The following is a 19,287-nucleotide window of genomic DNA, read 5'->3' as shown; positions in this document are numbered from 1 at the left end:
CAACAATTATTTAGAAAAATTCTTAATAAGCGAAAGAGATGTTGGAAATCTCCAAATGAAGTGGGTGTAGAAGTCAATAAGGGGAAGGAGAGAAAATAAAAATGCCGCAACTGAGTTGCGGCACCACCAACATTTCCCTTGAAAGTATCAGTGAATTCAGGCCAACAAAGCGAACCGAATCCCTATTTCTTCACCGGTTTTGCCGACATGTAAAACGTGAGCTTTCCGCCCTTCAGAATATCAGCATGGGTAATGCTGGGCTGGGTCAGCGGCTTGCCGTTCAGCAACACTTTTTGTACGTATACATTCTTATCGCCCTGATTGATGGCCTCAACGGTAAAGGTCTGGCCATTTTCGAGTTGCAGCCGGGCGCTTTTGACGGATGGACTACCTAGTGCATAATCTTCTGAACCGGGCGCTACCGGATAAAACCCCATCGACGAAAACATGTACCACGCGCTCATCTGTCCGCAGTCGTCGTTGCCGCCCAGTCCGTCGGGCGTTGGTTTGTATTGCATGTTCAGAATCATCCGGATACGCTCCTGCGTTTTCCAGGATTGACCAGCCCAGTTGTACAGATACGCGACATGGTGAGCCGGTTCGTTCCCGTGAATGTAGCCACCAATAATGCCTTCCCGCGTAATGTCTTCGGTTTCGGCAAAAAATTTGTCAGGCAGGTTCATCGAAAAAAGCGTATCGAGCCGGGCGGTAAATTTCTTCGGACCACCCATGTATTGAATCAGCGCGGCAGGGTCCTGCGGAACGAAAAAACTGAAATTCCAGGAGTTGCCTTCGATAAATCCCTGCCCGTGCGTACTGAGTACGTCAAACCCGGTTTTGAACGTACCATCGGCCAGACGCGGGCGCATAAAATTGATCGACTTATCGTATACGTTTTTCCAGTTTTCAGCGCGCTTTCGGTAGGTTTCGTACACATCCGGCCGATTCAGCTTTTTAGCCAGTTGCGCAATACACCAGTCATCGTAGGCATACTCCAGCGTGTGCGACACCGAATTACTATTGACAGTGGCCGGTACGTACCCTTTGTCGATGTAGTCGCCAATGCCTTCGTAATCCCGGTGATTCGACGTAGCAATGCAGGCGTCGAGGGCTTTCTGAGCGTCACCTTTGAATACGCCCTTGACAATCGCATCGGCCAATACCGATACGCTGTGATAGCCGCTCATGCACCAGTTGTCGTTGGCGTAGTGCGACCAGATGGGCAGCATTTTCAACGTACTCTGGTCGTAATGCTTCAGCATCGACTGCACCATATCGTTGTTTCGGGAGGGTTGCATGAGGTTGAAAAACGGATGCAGCGCCCGGTACGTATCCCAAAGCGAAAAGGTAGTGTAATTGGTAAACCCACTGGCCTGATGAATGCCCTGGTCCAACCCTTTGTACTGGCCGTTGGCATCCATATACGTCGTTGGGTTGACGAAAGCATGATAGAGTGAGGTATAAAAATTTACTTTATCGGTTTCGGAAGCGTCGATCTGGATTTTGTTTAATTCCTTGTTCCAGACGGCCTGTGCCTGGGATTTCACCTGGTCAAAATTCCAGTGCGGAATTTCAGCCTGCATGTTGGCGAGGGCATTTTCCTGGCTCACCGGCGACAGCGCCATTTTCAGTTTTATCGGCTCACCGGCCTGCGTATCGAAATCGAAATACATCCGAATGCGTTTGCCGGCAATCTCCGGGAAATTGCGGGTCTGGTTAAATTTACCCCAGAAGCCTTTGTACACCTGCGGTTTATCCAGACTTTTCTGCCCGTATGACTTAAACGGTTTGGAGAACGACAGCGCAAAATAGACCGTTCGGGTACGAGCCCATCCGTTGGTTTGTCGGTAGCCGGTTATCAACGTATCGTTCACAACCCGCACGAACGTCCAGACGACTTTATCCTCATAATTGTAAATACCATGCGTCAGATCCAGAATGATGTGCGATTGATCGGACTTGGGAAAGGTATACTGGTGAAAACCAACCCGGTTTGAAGCCGTCAGTTCGGCCAGGATGTTGTGATCGTCCAGTTTTACTTTGTAATACCCCGCTTCGGCCACTTCGTTGGCGTGTGAAAACGCGGATCGATAGCCACTTTTCGGGTTGGCGGCAACGCCCGGATTCAATTGCAAAGCGCCCTCGGTAGGCATAATCAGGAAGTCGCCCAGGTCAGAATGGCCCGTACCGCTGAAGTGCGTATGACTGAAGCCGACTATTGTTTTGTCTTCGTATTTGTAACCCGCACAGTATTTATACACGTCGCCGTTGTATTTGCCATTAAATTCATACGACAACGTATCAGAATCCGGGCTGAGCTGAACGGCGCCAAAGGGAACGGTGGCTCCCGGAAACGTATGCCCCATTTTTTCGGTGCCAATCAGCGGGTGTACGTACGGAACGAGATTTTGTTGAGCAAAAGCGAAATAAACAAGGAATTGAAGTAAGATGGTCAGGCGAACAGTCATTTATGCAAATCGTTTTCCCGAAGATAGGTCCATTTTTTATCTGAAAGATAGTCTGACAGTCAAAGTTGATGTGTTAGCTGGAAACGGCAAATAAGTATGCTGCCTAAAATAGCCTTATGTATTTTCAACAGCTTACTGATTAGAATAATCAGACCGATCAGGAAGTTGAGTGCTCTGCAATTATAAATCGCAAATGCGTGTTATATTGCAATCAAATGAGCCTACAGCTCTTGACGAATAAAGCTAAGCCATGACTATTAATCCATTACTTACGCCACTCCAACTGATCGAGCGTTCGCGGCAGGGGCTGGCGGGTACTGAAACGAGCCGGGTTGCCGGTCTGCTTGGCGTTACAGATAAAGAAATGGCTCGATTGCTGAATCAATCCGTAGCGACATTTCATCGGCAGGTCAACGCTTCGCACCTCGACGCCCCAATCTCCGAACGCTTATTGCTGCTAGCCCGGCTGGCTACGTATGGCGAAGCTGTTTTTCAGGATAAGGGCAAATTTACGCGCTGGCTACGACGGCCCCTGCGGCTTCTGGACAATCGCTCACCGTTGGATCTGTTGGATAGTTCGACAGGTGTCCAATTGATCGAGGATATTCTGGGGCGCATCGAATACGGAGTTTTTAGTTAATGCCAACGACTCTTTACAGGGTTCAAACGGATAGCCATCGGGATACAATTCTGGATGGTATTGGCGCCCAACTTCGGGGAGGGCGCTGGAATGTTCGTGGACGCCCTTTGGTCTATACGGCCACAACGCCTGAACTGTGCTTTCTGGAATACATGGTACATCTGGAAGGAACCCCACTTGCCGATTTGCCCCCTTTGATTCTTTGCGAAATAGAAATTCCCGATAATAGCCTTCTTTGGCTGGAAGCGGCCGATTTGCCACCCGGCTGGAATAATCCACACGTTACCCCAGCGGGGCTACCGCAGTTTATTGAGTCTCAATTCCACCAACATCGCACGTTAGGAATAGCGTTGCCATCAGCCGTTGTTCCGTTATCGCCATCACGCAATGTACTAATTGATCCCCTGCATCTATTGAAGGCAGAATGCCGTGTTGTACGGATTGAACCATACCCAATTGATCCTCGATTACCAACGGCGACTTTGTGAAAAAGAGCTGTCCTTTGCCAATGAACTGGTTAATGGATTGGTGGTGGAGCAAACAATCATCAATTACAGTGTTAGGGGTTCGCTGGTATTTTTTTGTCATTTATATATTCCAAAATGTCGCCTGGCTGGCAGTCTAGTGCTTTACAAATCGCGTCTAAAGTGCTAAAACGAACGGCCTTCGCCTTGCCTGTCTTTAAGATAGATAGGTTAGATAATGTCAAATCAACTCTCTCAGAAAGTTCGTTCAGAGAAATTTTTCGCTTTGCCATCATTACGTCTAAGTTTACAATGATCGGCATAGCTTAAATGGTTAAGTCATTTTCAGATTTCATATCGATAGCATTCTGCAGGATCTTTTCAAATAGTGCCGCAGCAGTCGCCACTACGATAGAAAGGAAAGTAGTTACGATGCACATGGCAAGAAAACCCGCAGGGTCGTCCTCTTTATTATGGGATAGCTTTATAAATAGTCCTGCAGCCACAATTAAAGCACTTAACACGATTGCACAGTACTTTATGCTCTTTAAAGCCTCAGCAGCGTTTGAGGAGAATACTTTGTTCTGACCGATGTATCCAAGTAATTTGAACGCCTTGTACAACGCCACGAAAAAAGCGATGGATGAGGCATATCCATACAGGATGAATGGGTCAGCGTAAACATTGAATACGTCTAAATGTTTAGCTCTCCCTTCGGTCAGGGGAAACCGAATCATAACGACAAGTGCTATAATACCGATCAGCACGACGAATGTCTGAAGAAAGATTATTGAAATTCTTTTCATGATGATTTTTAAAATTTTAAACCATAACGCAAGTATAATAAATATTTATTGATAATCGATAAATATTTATTATTTAGAATAGATAGGTTTACTTTATCAACAGCTTGGCTGAGAGCTTTCCAATAAGCGTATTTCCGCCACCGTCGGAGACCAGTTACCAGTTCGTGAGATTTGCTTTATTATCTAGTATCGGCTGGTGCGAAAATGCAAATACCTGTGCGATTCCGCACAAGTTTCTGATTGATTGATTTGTGTATTGTGCTGATTTGTAGGTGTTTATCTGCTGGCACATTGTTTGGCTGTTTATCCGTGAAATACGACACAGAACATGGACAGAGAACTAGCCCCGGAAGTAGCAACCCGAAGCCGCAACAAAAGCCTGCTCGTTGGCGCAGTGGTCGTGGTTGTACTGGCCGGTGCGCTGACCTGGACGCGCGATGCTCTCAAAACGTCGGTCAAAGCGGAGAAAATTCGGACGGCAACGGCAGAAATCGGCCCGGTCGAAAATGCTCTCGACGCAACGGGCGAAGTTATCCCGGCTTTTGAACAGATTATCACCAGCCCCATCCGGGCCAGTATCCGACGGGTATTGCTGACACCCGGCACGTCGGTAAAACCCGGCCAGCCCATCCTCGATCTGGATAAATCGCTGACCGAAATTGAACTGGAAAAAATAAACGACCAGCTCGCCCTCAAACGTAACGGCATCGATCAGTTGCGGATGAAACTCAACAAAAGTCTGTTCGATGCTGAAGTAAATGACCAGATCAAGCTACTCAACATCAACAAATTACGAGCTGATCTGGAAGGCGCCCGGCGCCTGCAGAAAGTGGGTGGCAGTACGGGCGAAGATGTTACCAGTGCCGAAAATACCCTGCGTGTGGCCGAGCTGGAAAAAAAGCAGTTGGAAAACGATCTGAACTACAACCGGCAGTCGATGGGGGCAAGTTTGCGCGAAACGACCATACAGGCACAGATCGAAGAAAAGAATCTGAAAGAACTTCAGCATAAACTGAAACAGGCCGACATTGTAGCCGACCGGCCGGGTGTGCTGACCTGGGTGAATGAAAACATTGGCTCAGCCGTCAATGAAGGCGAAATGTTGGCGAAACTGGCCGATCTGGCAAGTTTCCGGGTTGAAGGTTCCTGTTCCGATGTATATGCCGATCAGGTGAAAGTTGGCCTTCCGGTGATCGTGAAGGTAAACGAAACGAATCTGCGCGGGCAGATCACTCAGGTTAAACCCGCCGTAAAAAATGGTGTGGTTCAGTTCGTGATTCAACTCGACAACAACCGGCATGCCTCGTTACGTCCCAACATGAAGGCGGATGTGTTCATCATCACCGACCGTGCGGCCAAAGCGGTTCGGGTAGCAAATGGCCCGGCATTTAAAGGGAAAAAGAAACAGTTTGTGTACGTATTGCCCAAAGGGTCCAACGTAGCGCGTCGTCGTGATGTGAAGATCGGCTTATCCAACTTCGACTTTGTCGAAATTAAGGAAGGAATACAGGCGGGCGAACAAGTGATTGTGACCGACCTAAGTGAGTACGAACATCTGGAAGAAATTACCATCGACCCAAAACCATTGTAAGCTAACATGGCGTCTGAATTGCTGGAAGCCTACGTGGTGTCAGGTTTGAGAATCTGACAACACAAAAGAATCTGACACCACAAAAAGAACCTGACACTACGTAAAGAAAACCTCTCACCAGGAGACTATTGAACAAAAAACTCATGAACCGCTTTTACCTTTTTCTTCTCGGTTTGCTGGTTACAGGCGGTTACTCGTTCGCGCAAACGCAGACGGTTACGTTGAACGAGGTGTTGCAACTGGCTCAGTCACAATCGGTAGCTTCCAAACGGGCGAATACACAACAACGTACTAATGTCTGGTCGTACCGGTCGTTTCTGGCTCAGTTCAAACCACAGCTCAGTCTGGACGGTACGTTGCCGAACTTTACGCGCTCGTACATACAGGTTACCCAACCCGACGGAAATATCCAGTTTGAACCCGTATCGTATAACAATTCCGTTCTGAACCTCTCCCTCAGCCAGACCATTGCTCCGACGGGTGGGACCATCTTTATTCAGAAACAGATTCAACGGTTCGATAATTTTATTCAGAATAACACGCTGTACAATGGTATTCCCTTTGGTATTGGCCTGAACCAACCGCTTTTTCAGTTTAATCCGATGCGCTGGGACCGACGGATTCAACCGCTACTATTTGCCGAAGGAAACCAGCAGTTAACCGAAAATCTCGAGCAGGTTTCGCTGTCGGCTACTACGTTGTATTTTGATCTGCTGGTGGCGCAGGTTAACCTACAAATCGCCGAAACGAACCGCGCCAATAACGATACGCTTTACCGGATTGCCCTCCATAAACTTGAGCTGGGCAAAATTTCGCAGAACGATTTGCTGCAACTGCAACTGAGCGTTCTGAATGCCGAAAAAGACCTGGCCTCCGCGCAGCAGACAGCGGCCGTTGCCTCGTTGAAGCTGAAATCGTTTATTGGCTACCGCGATGATGGAAACCACCGCTCATTTGAACTGGTCATTCCAAATCAGATTCCGGTATTTGCCGTGGATATCAAACGGGCGCTCGACGAAGCGGTGGCGAATCGGTCGGCAGCCATTGGTTTCCGGCGCCGATTGATGGAAGCCAATCGGGATTTGGAAAAAGCGCGAAAAAATAACGGCCTGAACGCTACGTTGACCGCCGGTTACGGACTGTCGAATCAGGGCCCCAGGCTGGGCGATGTCTACATAAATCCGCAGAATCGGGAGTACGTATCGTTGCAGTTTACGCTACCGATTATGACCTGGGGCCGAACAAAGGCGATTGTCGAAACGGCCAAAGCCAATAGCGAACTGACTCAGCAGACGGTTGAGCAGGACAAGCTGACGTTCGAGCAGGAGATTTTTACGCAGGTTACGCTTCTGCAAATGCTGCGTCAGCAGGTAACGCTGACGGCCAAAGCGGACCAGATTGCGCAGAATCGTTATCAGATTGCCCAGGACCGCTTTAAGCTGAGTGATCTGAGCGTAACGGATTTAGGAATCGCCACGCAGGATAAAGACCGCGCCCGACGCGACGCGATCGTAGCACTCCGCGATTACTGGCAGGCCTATTACACACTTCGCCTATTAACCTTATACGATTTTGAAACGAATCAGAAAATAAAATGAAGCAGAAAGGAACAGGCAAAAAGGAGAAAGAAGTGAATTAACCAGACATCACCCATTTGTGAATGATTTCTTTCTTCCTTCCACCCTTTTCCTTTCTCCCAGGAAACCATGATAGCACTCAAAAACATCGAAAAAGTCTACCGCACCAGCACCATCGAAACGCTGGCGCTCAACAACATCAACCTGACCATCCGAAAAGGTGAATTTGTCTCCATTATGGGACCGTCGGGCTGCGGCAAAAGTACGCTGCTGAACGTAATGGGACTGTTGGACGAGCCCTCAAAAGGAACCGTTGAGCTGGATGGTCAGCCCGTTATGCAGTACCGCGACAAAGAGCTGGCCCGACTGCGTAACCAGAAAATTGGCTTCATCTTTCAAAGTTTCCACCTGATCAACGATTTGTCGGTGCTGGATAATGTCGAGATTCCGCTGCTGTACCGGTCACAGAATGGCCGCCCGCGTCAGGATTACGCCAAAGATGCGTTGACAAAAGTAGGGTTGAGTAACCGCATGAAACACTTCCCGAAGCAGTTGTCGGGTGGGCAGAAACAGCGGGTTGCCATTGCGCGTGCCATCGTCGGCAATCCCGACATCATTCTGGCTGATGAGCCTACCGGAAATCTCGATAGCGCCATGGGAAACGAAATCATGAACATCCTTCAGCAGCTCAACGACGACGGTGCCACCATTGTGATGGTAACGCATGACGAACAGATGGCCAAACGTACCCACCGACTCGTGCGGCTATTCGACGGAACGCAGGTGTTGTGAGGGCAGAGGGCATGGGGGAAGGGCGGAGGGTGTATGATACTTTAGTCACTTTCAGATGTCTTAGTTTGGAGAAAAATAGACGTCGGCAGACAAGTCTGACCCAACCCCTTATCCCTATGCTGATTCGAAAATTTCGCTTTGAAGATTTAGAAATCTGGAAAATAAGTATCGAAATCGGTGATAGCCTATTTGATATAGCTGATGCAATGGAATTGCGAAAATTATACCGCTTCGCTGAACAGCTTCGTGGAGCTGGCATGAGTATATCGAACAATATAGCAGAAGGCTCAGGCTCCGCATCGAAGAAGGAATTTTACCAGTTTTTAAATTATGCTAAACGTTCCTGTTACGAGTGTGCTAACATTTTAATCCTGTTGCAACGACGTAATCATGTTACAGAAGAAATGAAACAATCCATCTTTAATCGCCTGGAAGAATTAAGTCGAAAAATCACAAATTTTCAAAAATCACTTGAGCAGAGAGCATAGGGGTAAGGGCAGAGGGTATGGGGTAAGAGCTAAGGAAAGGATCGATTATTCCCATGCTCACTGCCCCGAATCCACTGCCCACTGCCCCTACTCCCTCTGCCCTTACCCCACTGCCCTATGCTAATCAACTACATCAAAATAGCCTGGAAGGTGTTGCTGCGGCATCCGTTTTACACCTTCATTACGCTCTTCGGCATTAGCCTGACCCTAACGGTGCTGATGGTGCTGACGTCATTTCTCGATCATTTGTTTGGGACGCATTATCCGGAAACCCGCCGGGACCGCTCGCTCTACATTATGCAGATGACCCAAAAAGATTCGAGCCGATCCGGGCGACAGTCGGGACCGATGAGTTTTCGGTTTTTGACCAACTACGTCAAAACATTGAAAACGCCCGAACGGGTCACCATCTGCACATTTGTCAATAGCTCCAATGCGTATGTGGGGTCGCAGAAAATAAAGCTCAACACCAAGTTTACCGACGCCGATTTTTGGCGGGTGAATGAATTTGAGTTTCTGGAAGGTAAGCCTTACAATGAGCAGAATATTGCCAATAGTGACCACGTAGCGGTCATTACCGACGATCTTAAGAAACAGTATTTTGAAAATGAAAGCGAGCCGGTCGTTGGGAAACAGATTGAAATTGAGGGCATAAACTATCGGGTTATCGGCGTCGTACGAAGTGGGCCTATTACCCGGCCTTATACCTGTTCCGATGTTTATTTTCCCTACACGGCTCCCAAAAGCAATTACCAGCAGAGTGGTATGCGGGGCGGTTACGTGTGCATCATACTCGCCAAAAACAGATCAGATTTCGGGGCTATACAGAGTGAATTTCAAAGCCGTATTGCGCAGATTCCCCTGCCGGGAATGCAGGATGGATTTAAGTATTATACGCTGGAGGTGAAGTGTGAACCCTATATTGAAAATTTTGTCGGTACTGTACTGGACGGCGGCCCTGGGCTGAAAACGGTTTTCTTCGGTATAATCGGGTTCATTTTGTTTATGCTGCTCGGTCTGCCCGCCATCAATCTGGTCAACGTCAATGTCAGCCGGATCATGGAACGGGCCTCGGAAATCGGCATCCGGAAAGCCTTCGGTGCACCCGTACGGACCCTGGTCTGGCAGTTTATTGTCGAGAATATTTTCATTACGTTCATTGGCGGGGCCATCGCCTTCCTGCTCACGCTGGGCGTTATTCATTTGATCAATACCAGCGGCTGGATTGCCTACGCCGACCTGACGATCAACCTGAATGTATTCGTTATCAGCATCCTCGTATGCCTGATTTTTGGCCTCCTGTCGGGCGTATTACCCGCCCTCCGCATGTCGAAACTAACCATTGCAGAAGCGCTAAAAGCTTAATAATTGAATGATTGAGTTGTTGAATGATAGAATTAGGGTCGATAAATCATTCAGTCATTCAACAATCCAATCATTCAACAATTCAATCATTCAAACCATGCTCTCACATCTGTTTAAATTAATCTGGAACAAGAAGAAGTCGCACGCTTTACTGATTGTAGAGATCTGGGCTTCGTTTATGGTGCTTTTCGGGCTGGCAACGCTCATTGTGATCAACGTTAGAAACTACCGGGAACCGTTAGGCTTTGCGTATGACAACGTATGGGCAATTGGCTTGAAGAGTAATGAGGATACTACCGAAGTCGCCAATAAATTACAGCGCGTATTGCAACGGCTGAAGACGTATCCAGAAATCGAGTCGGTTTCCCGCATGGGTAGTAATTTCCCGTTCTCGGCGAGCCAGATGAGTAATGGCATTGACTACAAAAAGCGGCATATACTGGCAGACTTTTACGTAACGGATGAAAATTTCGCAAAAACACTCGACATGCCCGTGGGTGCTGGTCACTGGTACCGAGCCATCGACAGCGTGGGTAAATACACCCCCGTGGTCATAAACCAGAAAGCGAAAGAAGGACTGTTTGAAGATGAAAATCCGTTGGGGAAAATTATCGGTGATCGGTTCAGGGTGGTTGGCGTAGTGACTAACTTTAAAGCTAAAGGTGAATTTATGGCGAATAACCCGGCGGTTTTTGAACTGGCCAAAGTCGATGCATTCTGGATTGATACCATGCTCATCAAAGTAAAGCCGGGGACCGATGCCGTTTTTGAAGCGAAAATCGTGAAAGACATTGCCTCGATGGTAAAAGGCTGGAACGTAGAGGTCGATTACCTGACGGACTCCCGAAAAAACCAGCATAATCTGGTTCTGGTACCGGTGATCATTGCGCTGATTGTGTGCAGCTTTCTGCTCATTAATGTAGGGCTGGGTTTGTTCGGCGTACTAAACCTGAGCATTGCCAAACGTCGGGGCGAAATCGGTTTACGACGGGCGATCGGCGCTACCGGCAGTGGCATATCAACGCAGTTTGTGGGCGAAATCTGGGTACTTTCTACGTTTGCCATGCTGATCGGCTTACTCTTTGCGGCTCAGTTTCCGTTGCTGAATGTGTTTGATATACAGGCCGGAATTTACATAATCGCCATTGTTATTGCTGTGCTGCTGATCTATGGCATCGTTACGTTGTGCGCCCTGGTTCCAAGCCGTCAGGCGGCACTCATCCAACCCGCTACGGCACTGCATGAGGAATAGCGGGGAGCAAGGTGCTTCGCGCTCGGATAGCGGGGATGGCAGAACATGGGCGGTAGGGGTTATAGACGAAGATCTCGTATTATTGAGCATTAATTTTAATTAGTAATGACTGGTCAAAAATTGTTTCGGTTCGAGGACTTAACTATTTGGCAATCTGCGATTGTGGTCGGTGATGAGCTTTACGATATTGCTGACCTCCTCGAAGCTAAACGATTATATCGGTTCGCGGAGCAATTACGAGGAGCGGGCATGAGTATTTCCAACAATATTGCCGAAGGAACAGGCACTGCTTCAACAAATGAGTTTCGTCAGTTCTTAAACTACGCTCGCCGTTCCTGTTATGAATGTGCAAATATTCTAGTAGTTATTCAGCGACGTAATCAAATTGATGAAGAAATCAAGCAACGCTTATTTGTTGAGTTGGCTAACCTGAGCCGTAAAATATACAATTTCCAGCAAACCCTTCGCTAACTACTGCAATCCGAACTATCCCTGCGTGGAGCCCTAGCTATCCCCCCGCGAAGCACCCTGCAATCCCTGCCATAAAATGCTTCTTATCATCGACGACGACACAGCTATACAAACCTCGCTTTCGCTGCTATTCAGGAAAGAAGGATTTACCGTACGGATAGCTGATGGCCCATTTGAGACATTTGAGATACTTAATCACGAAACGCCCGAGGCTATTTTGCTGGATATGAACTTCTCGGTTGATACGTCGGGCGATGATGGATTACGGTTGCTACGCCGGATTCGGGAGCGGTTGCCCGTTGTGCCGGTTATTTTGATTACAGGCTGGGGGAGCATCGATCTGGCCGTAGAAGGGATGAAGGCAGGTGCCCGGGATTTTATTACAAAACCCTGGCAAAACGATCACCTCGTGCAATCGGTACGTACAGCGTTGAATCTGGCGCAGGTTACCCAAACATCACCCAACCGACGGAGACTCGATCAGCAGTTTCACTTTGAAAACATCGTGGGCGAAGACCCAAATTTGCTCGATATTCTGATGACCATTGGGCGGGTGGCACCAACGGATGCACCTGTGCTCATTACGGGGGAAAGCGGAACGGGCAAAGAACTGATTGCCGAAGCCATTCACCAGAATAGTCGTCGGAAGCGGCAGGCGTTTGTGAAAGTCAACCTCGGCGGTATTTCGTCCACCCTGTTTGAGAGCGAACTCTTCGGCCATGTGCGCGGTGCATTTACCGATGCGAAAACCGACCGGGCGGGCCGCTTTGAACTGGCAAATAAAGGGTCGATTTTTCTGGATGAGATCGGCGACCTCGACCCTTCCAGTCAGGTTAAGTTATTGCGGGTGTTGCAGGACCGGACCTTCGAACCACTGGGTAGCAGCAAGTCGCGGACGGTAGATGTTCGGGTTATCTGCGCCACCAACCGAAATCTGGAAGAGATGGTCAGCAAGGGTCAGTTTCGGGAGGATTTGTTTTACCGGATCAATCTCATTACGGTGCGACTGCCTGCTCTTCGCGAACGTCCCGGTGACATCCCGTTGCTAGTCGATTATTTTGTTGATAATCTGAAAACGATTTACGGACGTCCGAATCTGAAGGTGAGCGTTGCCGCGCAGAAATGGCTTAAAAATCTGGCCCTGCCGGGAAATATCCGTCAGCTAAAGAACGTCGTGGAACGTACCGTTCTGCTGTCGCCCAATGACGAACTCCAGCCCGACGATTTTGAACGCAATCTCCCGCAAAAAACCAACGCCCAGCCCCTTGCTCCCCGCTCCCTGCCCGAGGTTGGCGCGATGACCCTGGAAGAGATGGAATATCAGATGATTCAGCGCGCCATGGCGTTTCATCAGAATCGGGTGGCGAAAGTAGCGCGGGCATTGGGCATTACCCGTTTTGCACTCTACCGTCGATTGGAGAAATTTGGTATTCCGTACGAAGATGCATAGGGCAAAGGGGTAAGGGCATGGGGCAAAGGGTATCGGGAAAGAGTCGTTTGTACCCCACGCCCTCTGCCCCATACCCTCTGCCCTTCGCCCCATGCCCCACGCGCCCATGCACATTAGCTTTCGCACCCGATACCTGCTTTATATAATTGCTGTTCATTTGGCTATTGGCGGCTTGTTGTTTTTGGTATTAGAGCAGAACAAACCGCTGTTTATTGCCAGTGAAGTGGGCCTACTGCTTTCCATTTATCTGGCGGTCAGCATTTACCGGCAGTTTCAGCAGCCGTCTGAATTCATTGCTTCGGGTATTGAAGCCATTCGGGATAAAGATTTTACCGTCAAGTTCGTACCAACCGGCAATCAGGAAGTCGATGAACTGATAACCGTTTATAACCTCATGATCGACCAATTGCGGCAGGAACGTACCCGGCAGGTGGAGCAGCAGTTTTTTCTGGAAAAACTCATCGAAGCCGCCCCGATTGCCATACTGATTTTTGATTTCGACGGACGTATCGCGTCCATCAATCCACGGGCTAGCAAATTGTTATCGGTGCAGCCGGATCACGTAATAGGCCGGCAGCTGGACCAGATTGGCTATTCGCTGCTGGCGCAAATGGCCGATATGACCGATGGCGACTCGCGGGTTATGAAGCCCAATGGTATCGAAACCTATAAAGTGCAGCGGTCGAATTTTATGGACCGGGGCTTCCGACGATCGTTTCTGATCATTGAGGAGCTGACGCCCGAGATTCTGGCCACCGAAAAAAATGCATACAGCAAAGTGATTCGGATGATGGCGCATGAGGTCAACAACTCCATTGGGGCGGTCAACTCGATTCTGGGCGTTACGCAATCGTACGTCGATGAGCCCGATGTACAGCATGCCCTGCGCGTGGCAGTTGAACGGAACGACCGATTGAACCACTTTATGCGTCGGTTTGCGGATGTGGTCCGATTGCCCCAGCCCCAGAAGCAGACGACCGATGTGAGTGAAATTACCCGCAATGTGGTGCGACTGATGCATCGGCAGGCCGAAGGGCGAAACGTTCGCATTACCTGTACGGTCGATGGGGTGAACAACCAGCGGGTCGATGTTGAGCAGTTCGAGCAGGTGTTGGTCAACGTCATCAAAAACGCACTGGAAGCCTGCGAATCCGGCGATCAAATCGACGTAGTGGGAACACCTGACTCGTTGGTCATTCGTGATAACGGCCACCCCATTCCCGACACGACGGCCGCCAACCTGTTCAATCCATTCTACAGTACCAAACCGGATGGACAGGGAATCGGGCTGACCGTAACCCGCGAAATCCTGCTGAATCATCAGTTTCAATTCTCTCTTCAAACCAAACCCGACGGCTGGACTGAGTTTCTGATTGAGTTTGCGTAAAACACAAGCACTACAGCCGGGTATTCAGTTATAGAGCCACCTGGCCACAAGACGGACGTAGCGGGGCATGATAACGAATGTCATAAGCGCAACGATAATCAGGCTTGATAGAAACGCTCTGATGTAAAGAACCGATAGAAACGGCAGGGCAGCAAAAAGTGGGGCCAGCAGCCATGAAACCAGCATCGACAGCGGAAAAATAGCTGACAACGTAATGAGAAACTGTTTGTAAGGTGGGGCTGCTTTGTTGGATTGGGGTGGTGTAAACCAAAATTCAAGCCCGGTCCTGATCTCTATTTTTTCCTCTGTGTTCAGAAAAGGGCGCACTTTCTCGACAAGCTGTTTGCGTGTGTCGCTTTCCAGCCAATTTCGCAGATTCGTCTCTGACGAGAAATGAAGCACAATGGTATACTCTTCCGTATTACCGTGTGGCCTGATAATATTTACGCCCCGGTGGCCGGGCGAAGCTTGTGCCAAAGGCACGATCTCCTTTAGCCAGGCTTCATAATCGTGAATGTTATTTTTATAAGGACGCTGGATAATGATCGTTGTGACGGCACTGTCAATCTCGATGGGAACACTGGCTGGCATAGCGAAACGTCTTTTTGAGTGACTCCTGAATTGGCGCTTAAAAATAGAATAAATGCGGTATACGCCATCGAAAACCTGCTAGAAGGCCGCTGAGCAGGCTAATCGATACTGTTTGATGGATTTTTGCCAGATTTTGGCATAACTAATTGCTGGTTAGGGTGGTTGACTGAGTATTAAAATGGGATTAAACTAGTACTTTGCCGCTTCCTCGCACTCATACGTACTCATGTCGAAACGCCCCATTCCCGATCGGCCTCATCAGATCGTTACCGACCAGCTTGTTCAGGATTTAGCTGTTGACATTAAAACGGGCCTGTCGGCTGATGAAGCCCACACCCGACTACGTGATTTTGGTCCCAATGCCCTGCAGGAAACAAAGCGTGAAAGCGTACTGATGATTCTGCTACGTCAGTTTACGGGTGTCATTGTCTATATTCTGGTGGTAGCAGCTGGTATCTCGTTTTTTCTGGGCGATACCGTCGAGGGTTTTGCCATCATTGCTGTCTTGCTGATTAATGCCATTACCGGCTTTGTGCTGGAATGGAATGCGCGCCAGTCGATGGATGCGCTCCGAAAACTGGACAGCACACCCGCCCGCGTGCTACGTGACGGAAGGGTTCGGGAGATTGCTTCTGAAGACGTAACGATCGGCGATGTGCTGGTAGTAGAAGCGGGCGATCTGGTAGCGGCCGACGCCAATCTGTTTCAGGTCAGTCAGTTACAGATCGATGAATCGGCATTAACGGGCGAATCATTACCCGTCGACAAAACAACGGAACTCGCGGCCGAAGATGCGCCCTGGGCGATCAACACAACCGATTATTTAAAGGAACACCCGTAACGGCGGGCAACGGACGAGCCATCGTGACGGGCATTGGGCAGCAGACCGAGCTGGGTAAAATTGCCACCATGGTTGAAGAAGCCAAACGCTCCGCAACCCCGCTGGAAGAAAAACTGGATGCGCTGGCGAAAGTACTGATCTGGGTGACGGTGGGCCTGGCAACCTTGTTTTTGGTGGTTGGATTGATTCGCGGACAGGAGCCACTTCGGCTAATTGAAACGGCGCTGGCACTGGCCATTGCCGCCATTCCCGAAGGGATGTCGGTCGTAGCAACCATTGCCCTGGCCTATGGAATGCTACGTCTGGCCGACAAGAAAGTGATTGTCAAACGACTGTCGGCGGTAGAAACGCTGGGCGGGACCAACGTGATTTTTACCGACAAAACCGGTACGTTGACCCAGAATCGCATTGAAGTCAATCGGGTGCAACTTCCTGATCTGTCGGCAGAGATTCAGGCGGATGCAGCGATCAGAAAGCTTCAGATTGTAGAGGGCGACTCCAGTATAGCGGATTCGGAGACGTTTCAGAAACTGGTTCAGATTGGTGTGCTTTGCAATAATGCCGATTATGATGTTGTAGAGGGTACGGCGAAGGAGGTGGGCGATCCGGTAGAAGTGTCGCTGCTCAAATTTGCGATTGCTGCCGGGCAAAATCCCGATGAAATCAATCGGGATTATCCACGAAAAGCCGAAAAAGCATTCAGCTCAGATACCCGAATTATGGGCACGCTGCACGAGCACGAAAACCGGTACGTTGTGGCCGTAAAAGGGGCCGCCGAAGAGGTCATGAAACGGTCAACGTCGATTGATGAAGCAGTCAGAAAAGCCCAGTACGATATTTCGGAAAAGATGGCGGCCAACGGGTTACGTACGCTGGCCTTTGCGTATCGTGAACTGGAGAAGACATCCCCGCCCGGCGACGATTTTGCGGAGGCCGATCTGACGTATTTGGGATTGATCGGTTTTCTTGACCCCCCGCGTACGGAAGTTACCCCCTCGCTCGAATCCTGCCGACGGGCTGGTATTAAGGTCATTATGGTTACGGGCGATCATCCGGCTACGGCGCTGACCATTGCGTCGAAAGTCGGGCTGATAGAACCCGGTGAGGAGCTGGTTATGACGGGCAAAGACCTTAAGCCAATCGACCAGCTGACCGTCGGGGAAAAAGAAAAATTAATGGCCTGTCGGGTATTTGCCCGCGTCAGTCCGGCGCAGAAGCTGGACATGATCGATCTGTATCAGCAGGAAGGCGATATTGTGGGCATGACCGGCGACGGCGTGAATGATGCCCCCGCGCTCAAGAAATCCGACATCGGCATTGCCATGGGGCTGCGCGGTACGCAGGTAGCGGCCGAAACCGCCGACATGGTGTTGAAAGACGATTCATTTTCGTCGATAGTGGCGGCTATTGCGCAGGGCCGGGTTATTTTCGAGAATATCCGCAAGTTCGTGCTGTTTCTGCTGTCGTGTAATCTGAGCGAGATTTTCGTCGTTACGTTTGCCGGATTTCTGAACGTAGGCACGCCCTTACTGCCGTTGCAGATCCTGTTTATCAACATCGTTACGGACGTATTTCCGGCGCTGGCGCTGGGCGTCGGGCGGGAAAACGCCAGCCTGATGGAGCAGCCTCCCCGTGACCCCAAAACACCCATCATGGACACCCGCGACTGGCGAACTGTGGTGCTGTATGCGCTGGCTATGACAGCTGCTGTGCTGGGTACGTTTATCATCGGTACGCAACAGTTGGGACTGAGTCAGGATGAAGGTAATAACCTGACGTTCTACGCCCTGTCGTTTGCCCAATTAATGCACGTGTTCAATCTGCATTCCGAAAAGTCGTTCTGGGTCAATGAAATCACGCGCAATCGGTATATCTGGTACGCCCTGCTGCTTTGCCTGGCCATTCTGGCTATCACGTATTACGTCCCTTTTCTGCACGCAGTGCTCAACATTCAGCCCATGACGACCACCGAGCTTGGCTTGATTGTGGCGGCCGGTGTTGCTCCTGTCATATTGACGCAGCTTGTGCGGGTAGCCACGAAAGCCATGAACTAGTCGGCCATGACCGGCGTAACAAACTTATTACTGGACTTTTTTTTCGTTTTTTTTACCGTTGACCAGGCCACTTTTTTCAGTTCACTGGCAAAATCTGGATCGACTGCTTCGGGACGAAAGCTTAGTTTAACCGGCGATTCGCCAAACAAAAAGCTATACCAGACCAGCGCACCCAGGTAGCAGCCCGCATCGTTGGCGTGGTGCGAATCGAAAGCCAGCCGATCCTTGTTCAGGCTATACCCCACGTGCAGCGAATGTGTCTGATCGGGTAACGCTGTTGAATGTGCCTGGCGAAAATCGTAGCTGTTATCGTTGTGGTACGCCCATTTGGCACTCGAATTAACTCGCCAGAAGGCGTCGCCATTTGGAATGATCGGGATCGCCAGTTCATCGGCAACGGTATGATAGGCCGCTCTTGACTTCTCCCACATTTCTCGGGCACTTTTGGCCGAATCACCTTTGGCAATCTGGCTAAAATCCTTTGAATCGGTGCGGTAAGCCCAGGTTTGATGAAAAACGACCGTAGCATTCGGCTGTAGTTTTTTTACGTACTCATAAAGTTTACGGGCATAGGGCTGATACGTATCAACATTACCGGAAAGGATGGATGCCTGCTGAATCGTAACCACATCCCAAACGCCCTCCGAGAGCAGCATCTTCAGCGATTTTCCGCCGTAGGGTTTGCCGTTCGGATCGTCAGGATTACGTTCGGCGGCCTCGGCATGGTCCCAGTGCCTTTGCAGCGAGCTTCCGCCAATTTCGGCGCGGCCAATCACCAGTTCGTGGCCCCCTTCTTTGCTCAGCTGAGGCAGGTATTTCGACGCGTTCTGTGAAAAACTATTGCCAATCATAAACAACCGTAGCGGCTGACCTGGGCTCTTGGCCAGAGATTGAGTAAAGGCGGTTTCGACCGAGAAAGAAAGAGAAAAAGAACGATTGTCTTTTGTGAAAACTGGCTGAGTTTGTGCATTGTCAAGAGGGCTAAAGCTAATGAAACCCGTTTGCTGGGTTCTTTACTTATTACAGAATGAATGGAAGGTAAAACCTCTG

Annotated in this window: 18 protein-coding genes; 13 read left to right on the top strand and 5 right to left on the bottom strand. The window is 49.5% G+C overall.

Features of this window, described 5'->3' with window-relative positions; genetic code table 11:
- Nucleotides 1–182: 182 nt before the first annotated feature.
- Nucleotides 183–2,468 carry a GH92 family glycosyl hydrolase gene (locus tag LN737_RS24505; protein ID WP_405512876.1) on the bottom strand — a complete coding sequence of 762 codons (2,286 nt, stop codon included), beginning with the start codon at nucleotides 2,466–2,468 and terminating at the stop codon, nucleotides 183–185.
- Nucleotides 2,469–2,718: 250 nt separating this feature from the next.
- Between LN737_RS24505 and LN737_RS24500 the strand changes: the two genes are divergently transcribed.
- Nucleotides 2,719–3,108, top strand: a complete 390-nt coding sequence (locus LN737_RS24500; protein ID WP_405512874.1) for an antitoxin Xre/MbcA/ParS toxin-binding domain-containing protein — start codon at nucleotides 2,719–2,721, stop codon at nucleotides 3,106–3,108.
- A complete protein-coding gene (locus tag LN737_RS24495; RefSeq protein WP_405512872.1) occupies nucleotides 3,108–3,596 on the top strand; it encodes an RES family NAD+ phosphorylase in 489 nt (162 codons plus the stop codon). The genes LN737_RS24500 and LN737_RS24495 overlap by 1 nt, the downstream gene beginning before the upstream one ends.
- Before the next feature lie 71 nt (nucleotides 3,597–3,667).
- On the opposite strand, the gene LN737_RS24490 is transcribed toward LN737_RS24495, so the two are convergent.
- The gene (locus LN737_RS24490; protein ID WP_405512870.1) at nucleotides 3,668–3,895 is read right to left on the bottom strand and encodes a helix-turn-helix transcriptional regulator; all 228 of its coding nucleotides are present in this window, start codon (nucleotides 3,893–3,895) and stop codon (nucleotides 3,668–3,670) included.
- A 3-nt stretch (nucleotides 3,896–3,898) separates the two neighbouring features.
- On the bottom strand, nucleotides 3,899–4,378 hold the full coding sequence (locus tag LN737_RS24485; RefSeq protein ID WP_405512868.1) for a DUF2975 domain-containing protein: 480 nt from the start codon (nucleotides 4,376–4,378) through the stop codon (nucleotides 3,899–3,901).
- Between the two features lie 328 nt (nucleotides 4,379–4,706).
- Between LN737_RS24485 and LN737_RS24480 the strand changes: the two genes are divergently transcribed.
- From LN737_RS24480 to LN737_RS24440, 9 genes are all read left to right on the top strand, one after another.
- On the top strand, nucleotides 4,707–5,969 hold the full coding sequence (locus LN737_RS24480; RefSeq protein WP_405512866.1) for an efflux RND transporter periplasmic adaptor subunit: 1,263 nt from the start codon (nucleotides 4,707–4,709) through the stop codon (nucleotides 5,967–5,969).
- 143 nt (nucleotides 5,970–6,112) lie between these two features.
- On the top strand, nucleotides 6,113–7,567 hold the full coding sequence (locus LN737_RS24475; protein ID WP_405512865.1) for a TolC family protein: 1,455 nt from the start codon (nucleotides 6,113–6,115) through the stop codon (nucleotides 7,565–7,567).
- 108 nt (nucleotides 7,568–7,675) lie between these two features.
- The gene (locus LN737_RS24470) at nucleotides 7,676–8,338 is read left to right on the top strand and encodes an ABC transporter ATP-binding protein (RefSeq protein WP_405512863.1); all 663 of its coding nucleotides are present in this window, start codon (nucleotides 7,676–7,678) and stop codon (nucleotides 8,336–8,338) included.
- Between the two features lie 116 nt (nucleotides 8,339–8,454).
- Nucleotides 8,455–8,826: a four helix bundle protein gene (locus LN737_RS24465; protein ID WP_405512861.1), complete on the top strand. Its 372-nt coding sequence runs from the start codon at nucleotides 8,455–8,457 to the stop codon at nucleotides 8,824–8,826.
- Nucleotides 8,827–8,943: 117 nt separating this feature from the next.
- Complete coding sequence (locus tag LN737_RS24460) at nucleotides 8,944–10,191, top strand: ABC transporter permease (RefSeq protein ID WP_405512859.1); 1,248 nt, start codon at nucleotides 8,944–8,946, stop codon at nucleotides 10,189–10,191.
- A 97-nt stretch (nucleotides 10,192–10,288) separates the two neighbouring features.
- Complete coding sequence (locus LN737_RS24455; protein ID WP_405512857.1) at nucleotides 10,289–11,443, top strand: ABC transporter permease; 1,155 nt, start codon at nucleotides 10,289–10,291, stop codon at nucleotides 11,441–11,443.
- Nucleotides 11,444–11,548: 105 nt separating this feature from the next.
- Nucleotides 11,549–11,914: a four helix bundle protein gene (locus LN737_RS24450; protein WP_405512855.1), complete on the top strand. Its 366-nt coding sequence runs from the start codon at nucleotides 11,549–11,551 to the stop codon at nucleotides 11,912–11,914.
- Nucleotides 11,915–11,990: 76 nt separating this feature from the next.
- A complete protein-coding gene (locus LN737_RS24445; protein WP_405512853.1) occupies nucleotides 11,991–13,364 on the top strand; it encodes a sigma-54 dependent transcriptional regulator in 1,374 nt (457 codons plus the stop codon).
- A 106-nt stretch (nucleotides 13,365–13,470) separates the two neighbouring features.
- Entirely contained in the window at nucleotides 13,471–14,751 is a 1,281-nt protein-coding gene (locus LN737_RS24440) for a PAS domain-containing sensor histidine kinase (RefSeq protein ID WP_405520509.1), read from the top strand.
- Nucleotides 14,752–14,775: 24 nt separating this feature from the next.
- Here LN737_RS24440 and LN737_RS24435 read toward each other — a convergent pair whose 3' ends face one another.
- Nucleotides 14,776–15,342, bottom strand: a complete 567-nt coding sequence (locus LN737_RS24435) for an antibiotic biosynthesis monooxygenase (protein ID WP_405512851.1) — start codon at nucleotides 15,340–15,342, stop codon at nucleotides 14,776–14,778.
- A gap of 226 nt (nucleotides 15,343–15,568) precedes the next feature.
- On the opposite strand from LN737_RS24435, the gene LN737_RS24430 reads away from it, so the two are divergent.
- On the top strand, nucleotides 15,569–16,183 hold the full coding sequence (locus LN737_RS24430; protein WP_405512850.1) for an HAD-IC family P-type ATPase: 615 nt from the start codon (nucleotides 15,569–15,571) through the stop codon (nucleotides 16,181–16,183).
- A 23-nt stretch (nucleotides 16,184–16,206) separates the two neighbouring features.
- Nucleotides 16,207–18,237 (top strand): cation-translocating P-type ATPase, encoded by a 2,031-nt coding sequence (locus LN737_RS24425; protein ID WP_405512848.1) that lies wholly within the window; start codon nucleotides 16,207–16,209, stop codon nucleotides 18,235–18,237.
- Here the strand turns inward: LN737_RS24425 and LN737_RS24420 are convergent.
- On the bottom strand, nucleotides 18,234–19,088 hold the full coding sequence (locus LN737_RS24420; RefSeq protein ID WP_405512846.1) for a DUF4886 domain-containing protein: 855 nt from the start codon (nucleotides 19,086–19,088) through the stop codon (nucleotides 18,234–18,236). The two genes, LN737_RS24425 and LN737_RS24420, sit on opposite strands and share 4 nt — an antisense overlap.
- Between the last annotated feature and the right edge of the window lie 199 nt (nucleotides 19,089–19,287).

It is taken from the genome of Spirosoma sp. KNUC1025, assembly GCF_045160025.1.
GTDB lineage: Bacteria > Bacteroidota > Bacteroidia > Cytophagales > Spirosomataceae > Spirosoma.
The sequence above is the reverse complement of the archived record's forward strand: the minus strand, read 5'-3'. Positions and strand labels throughout refer to the sequence as shown.

Coding starts and splice junctions, on each gene's coding strand:
- LN737_RS24475 (WP_405512865.1), top strand. CDS start 6,113: ATGAACCGCTTTTACCTTTTTCTTCTCGGTTTGCTGGTTACAGGCGGT.
- LN737_RS24450 (WP_405512855.1), top strand. CDS start 11,549: ATGACTGGTCAAAAATTGTTTCGGTTCGAGGACTTAACTATTTGGCAA.
- LN737_RS24495 (WP_405512872.1), top strand. CDS start 3,108: ATGCCAACGACTCTTTACAGGGTTCAAACGGATAGCCATCGGGATACA.
- LN737_RS24440 (WP_405520509.1), top strand. CDS start 13,471: ATGCACATTAGCTTTCGCACCCGATACCTGCTTTATATAATTGCTGTT.
- LN737_RS24435 (WP_405512851.1), bottom strand. CDS start 15,342: ATGCCAGCCAGTGTTCCCATCGAGATTGACAGTGCCGTCACAACGATC.
- LN737_RS24430 (WP_405512850.1), top strand. CDS start 15,569: ATGTCGAAACGCCCCATTCCCGATCGGCCTCATCAGATCGTTACCGAC.
- LN737_RS24420 (WP_405512846.1), bottom strand. CDS start 19,088: ATGATTGGCAATAGTTTTTCACAGAACGCGTCGAAATACCTGCCTCAG.
- LN737_RS24480 (WP_405512866.1), top strand. CDS start 4,707: ATGGACAGAGAACTAGCCCCGGAAGTAGCAACCCGAAGCCGCAACAAA.
- LN737_RS24505 (WP_405512876.1), bottom strand. CDS start 2,468: ATGACTGTTCGCCTGACCATCTTACTTCAATTCCTTGTTTATTTCGCT.
- LN737_RS24485 (WP_405512868.1), bottom strand. CDS start 4,378: ATGAAAAGAATTTCAATAATCTTTCTTCAGACATTCGTCGTGCTGATC.
- LN737_RS24490 (WP_405512870.1), bottom strand. CDS start 3,895: ATGCCGATCATTGTAAACTTAGACGTAATGATGGCAAAGCGAAAAATT.
- LN737_RS24465 (WP_405512861.1), top strand. CDS start 8,455: ATGCTGATTCGAAAATTTCGCTTTGAAGATTTAGAAATCTGGAAAATA.
- LN737_RS24445 (WP_405512853.1), top strand. CDS start 11,991: ATGCTTCTTATCATCGACGACGACACAGCTATACAAACCTCGCTTTCG.
- LN737_RS24455 (WP_405512857.1), top strand. CDS start 10,289: ATGCTCTCACATCTGTTTAAATTAATCTGGAACAAGAAGAAGTCGCAC.
- LN737_RS24460 (WP_405512859.1), top strand. CDS start 8,944: ATGCTAATCAACTACATCAAAATAGCCTGGAAGGTGTTGCTGCGGCAT.
- LN737_RS24500 (WP_405512874.1), top strand. CDS start 2,719: ATGACTATTAATCCATTACTTACGCCACTCCAACTGATCGAGCGTTCG.
- LN737_RS24470 (WP_405512863.1), top strand. CDS start 7,676: ATGATAGCACTCAAAAACATCGAAAAAGTCTACCGCACCAGCACCATC.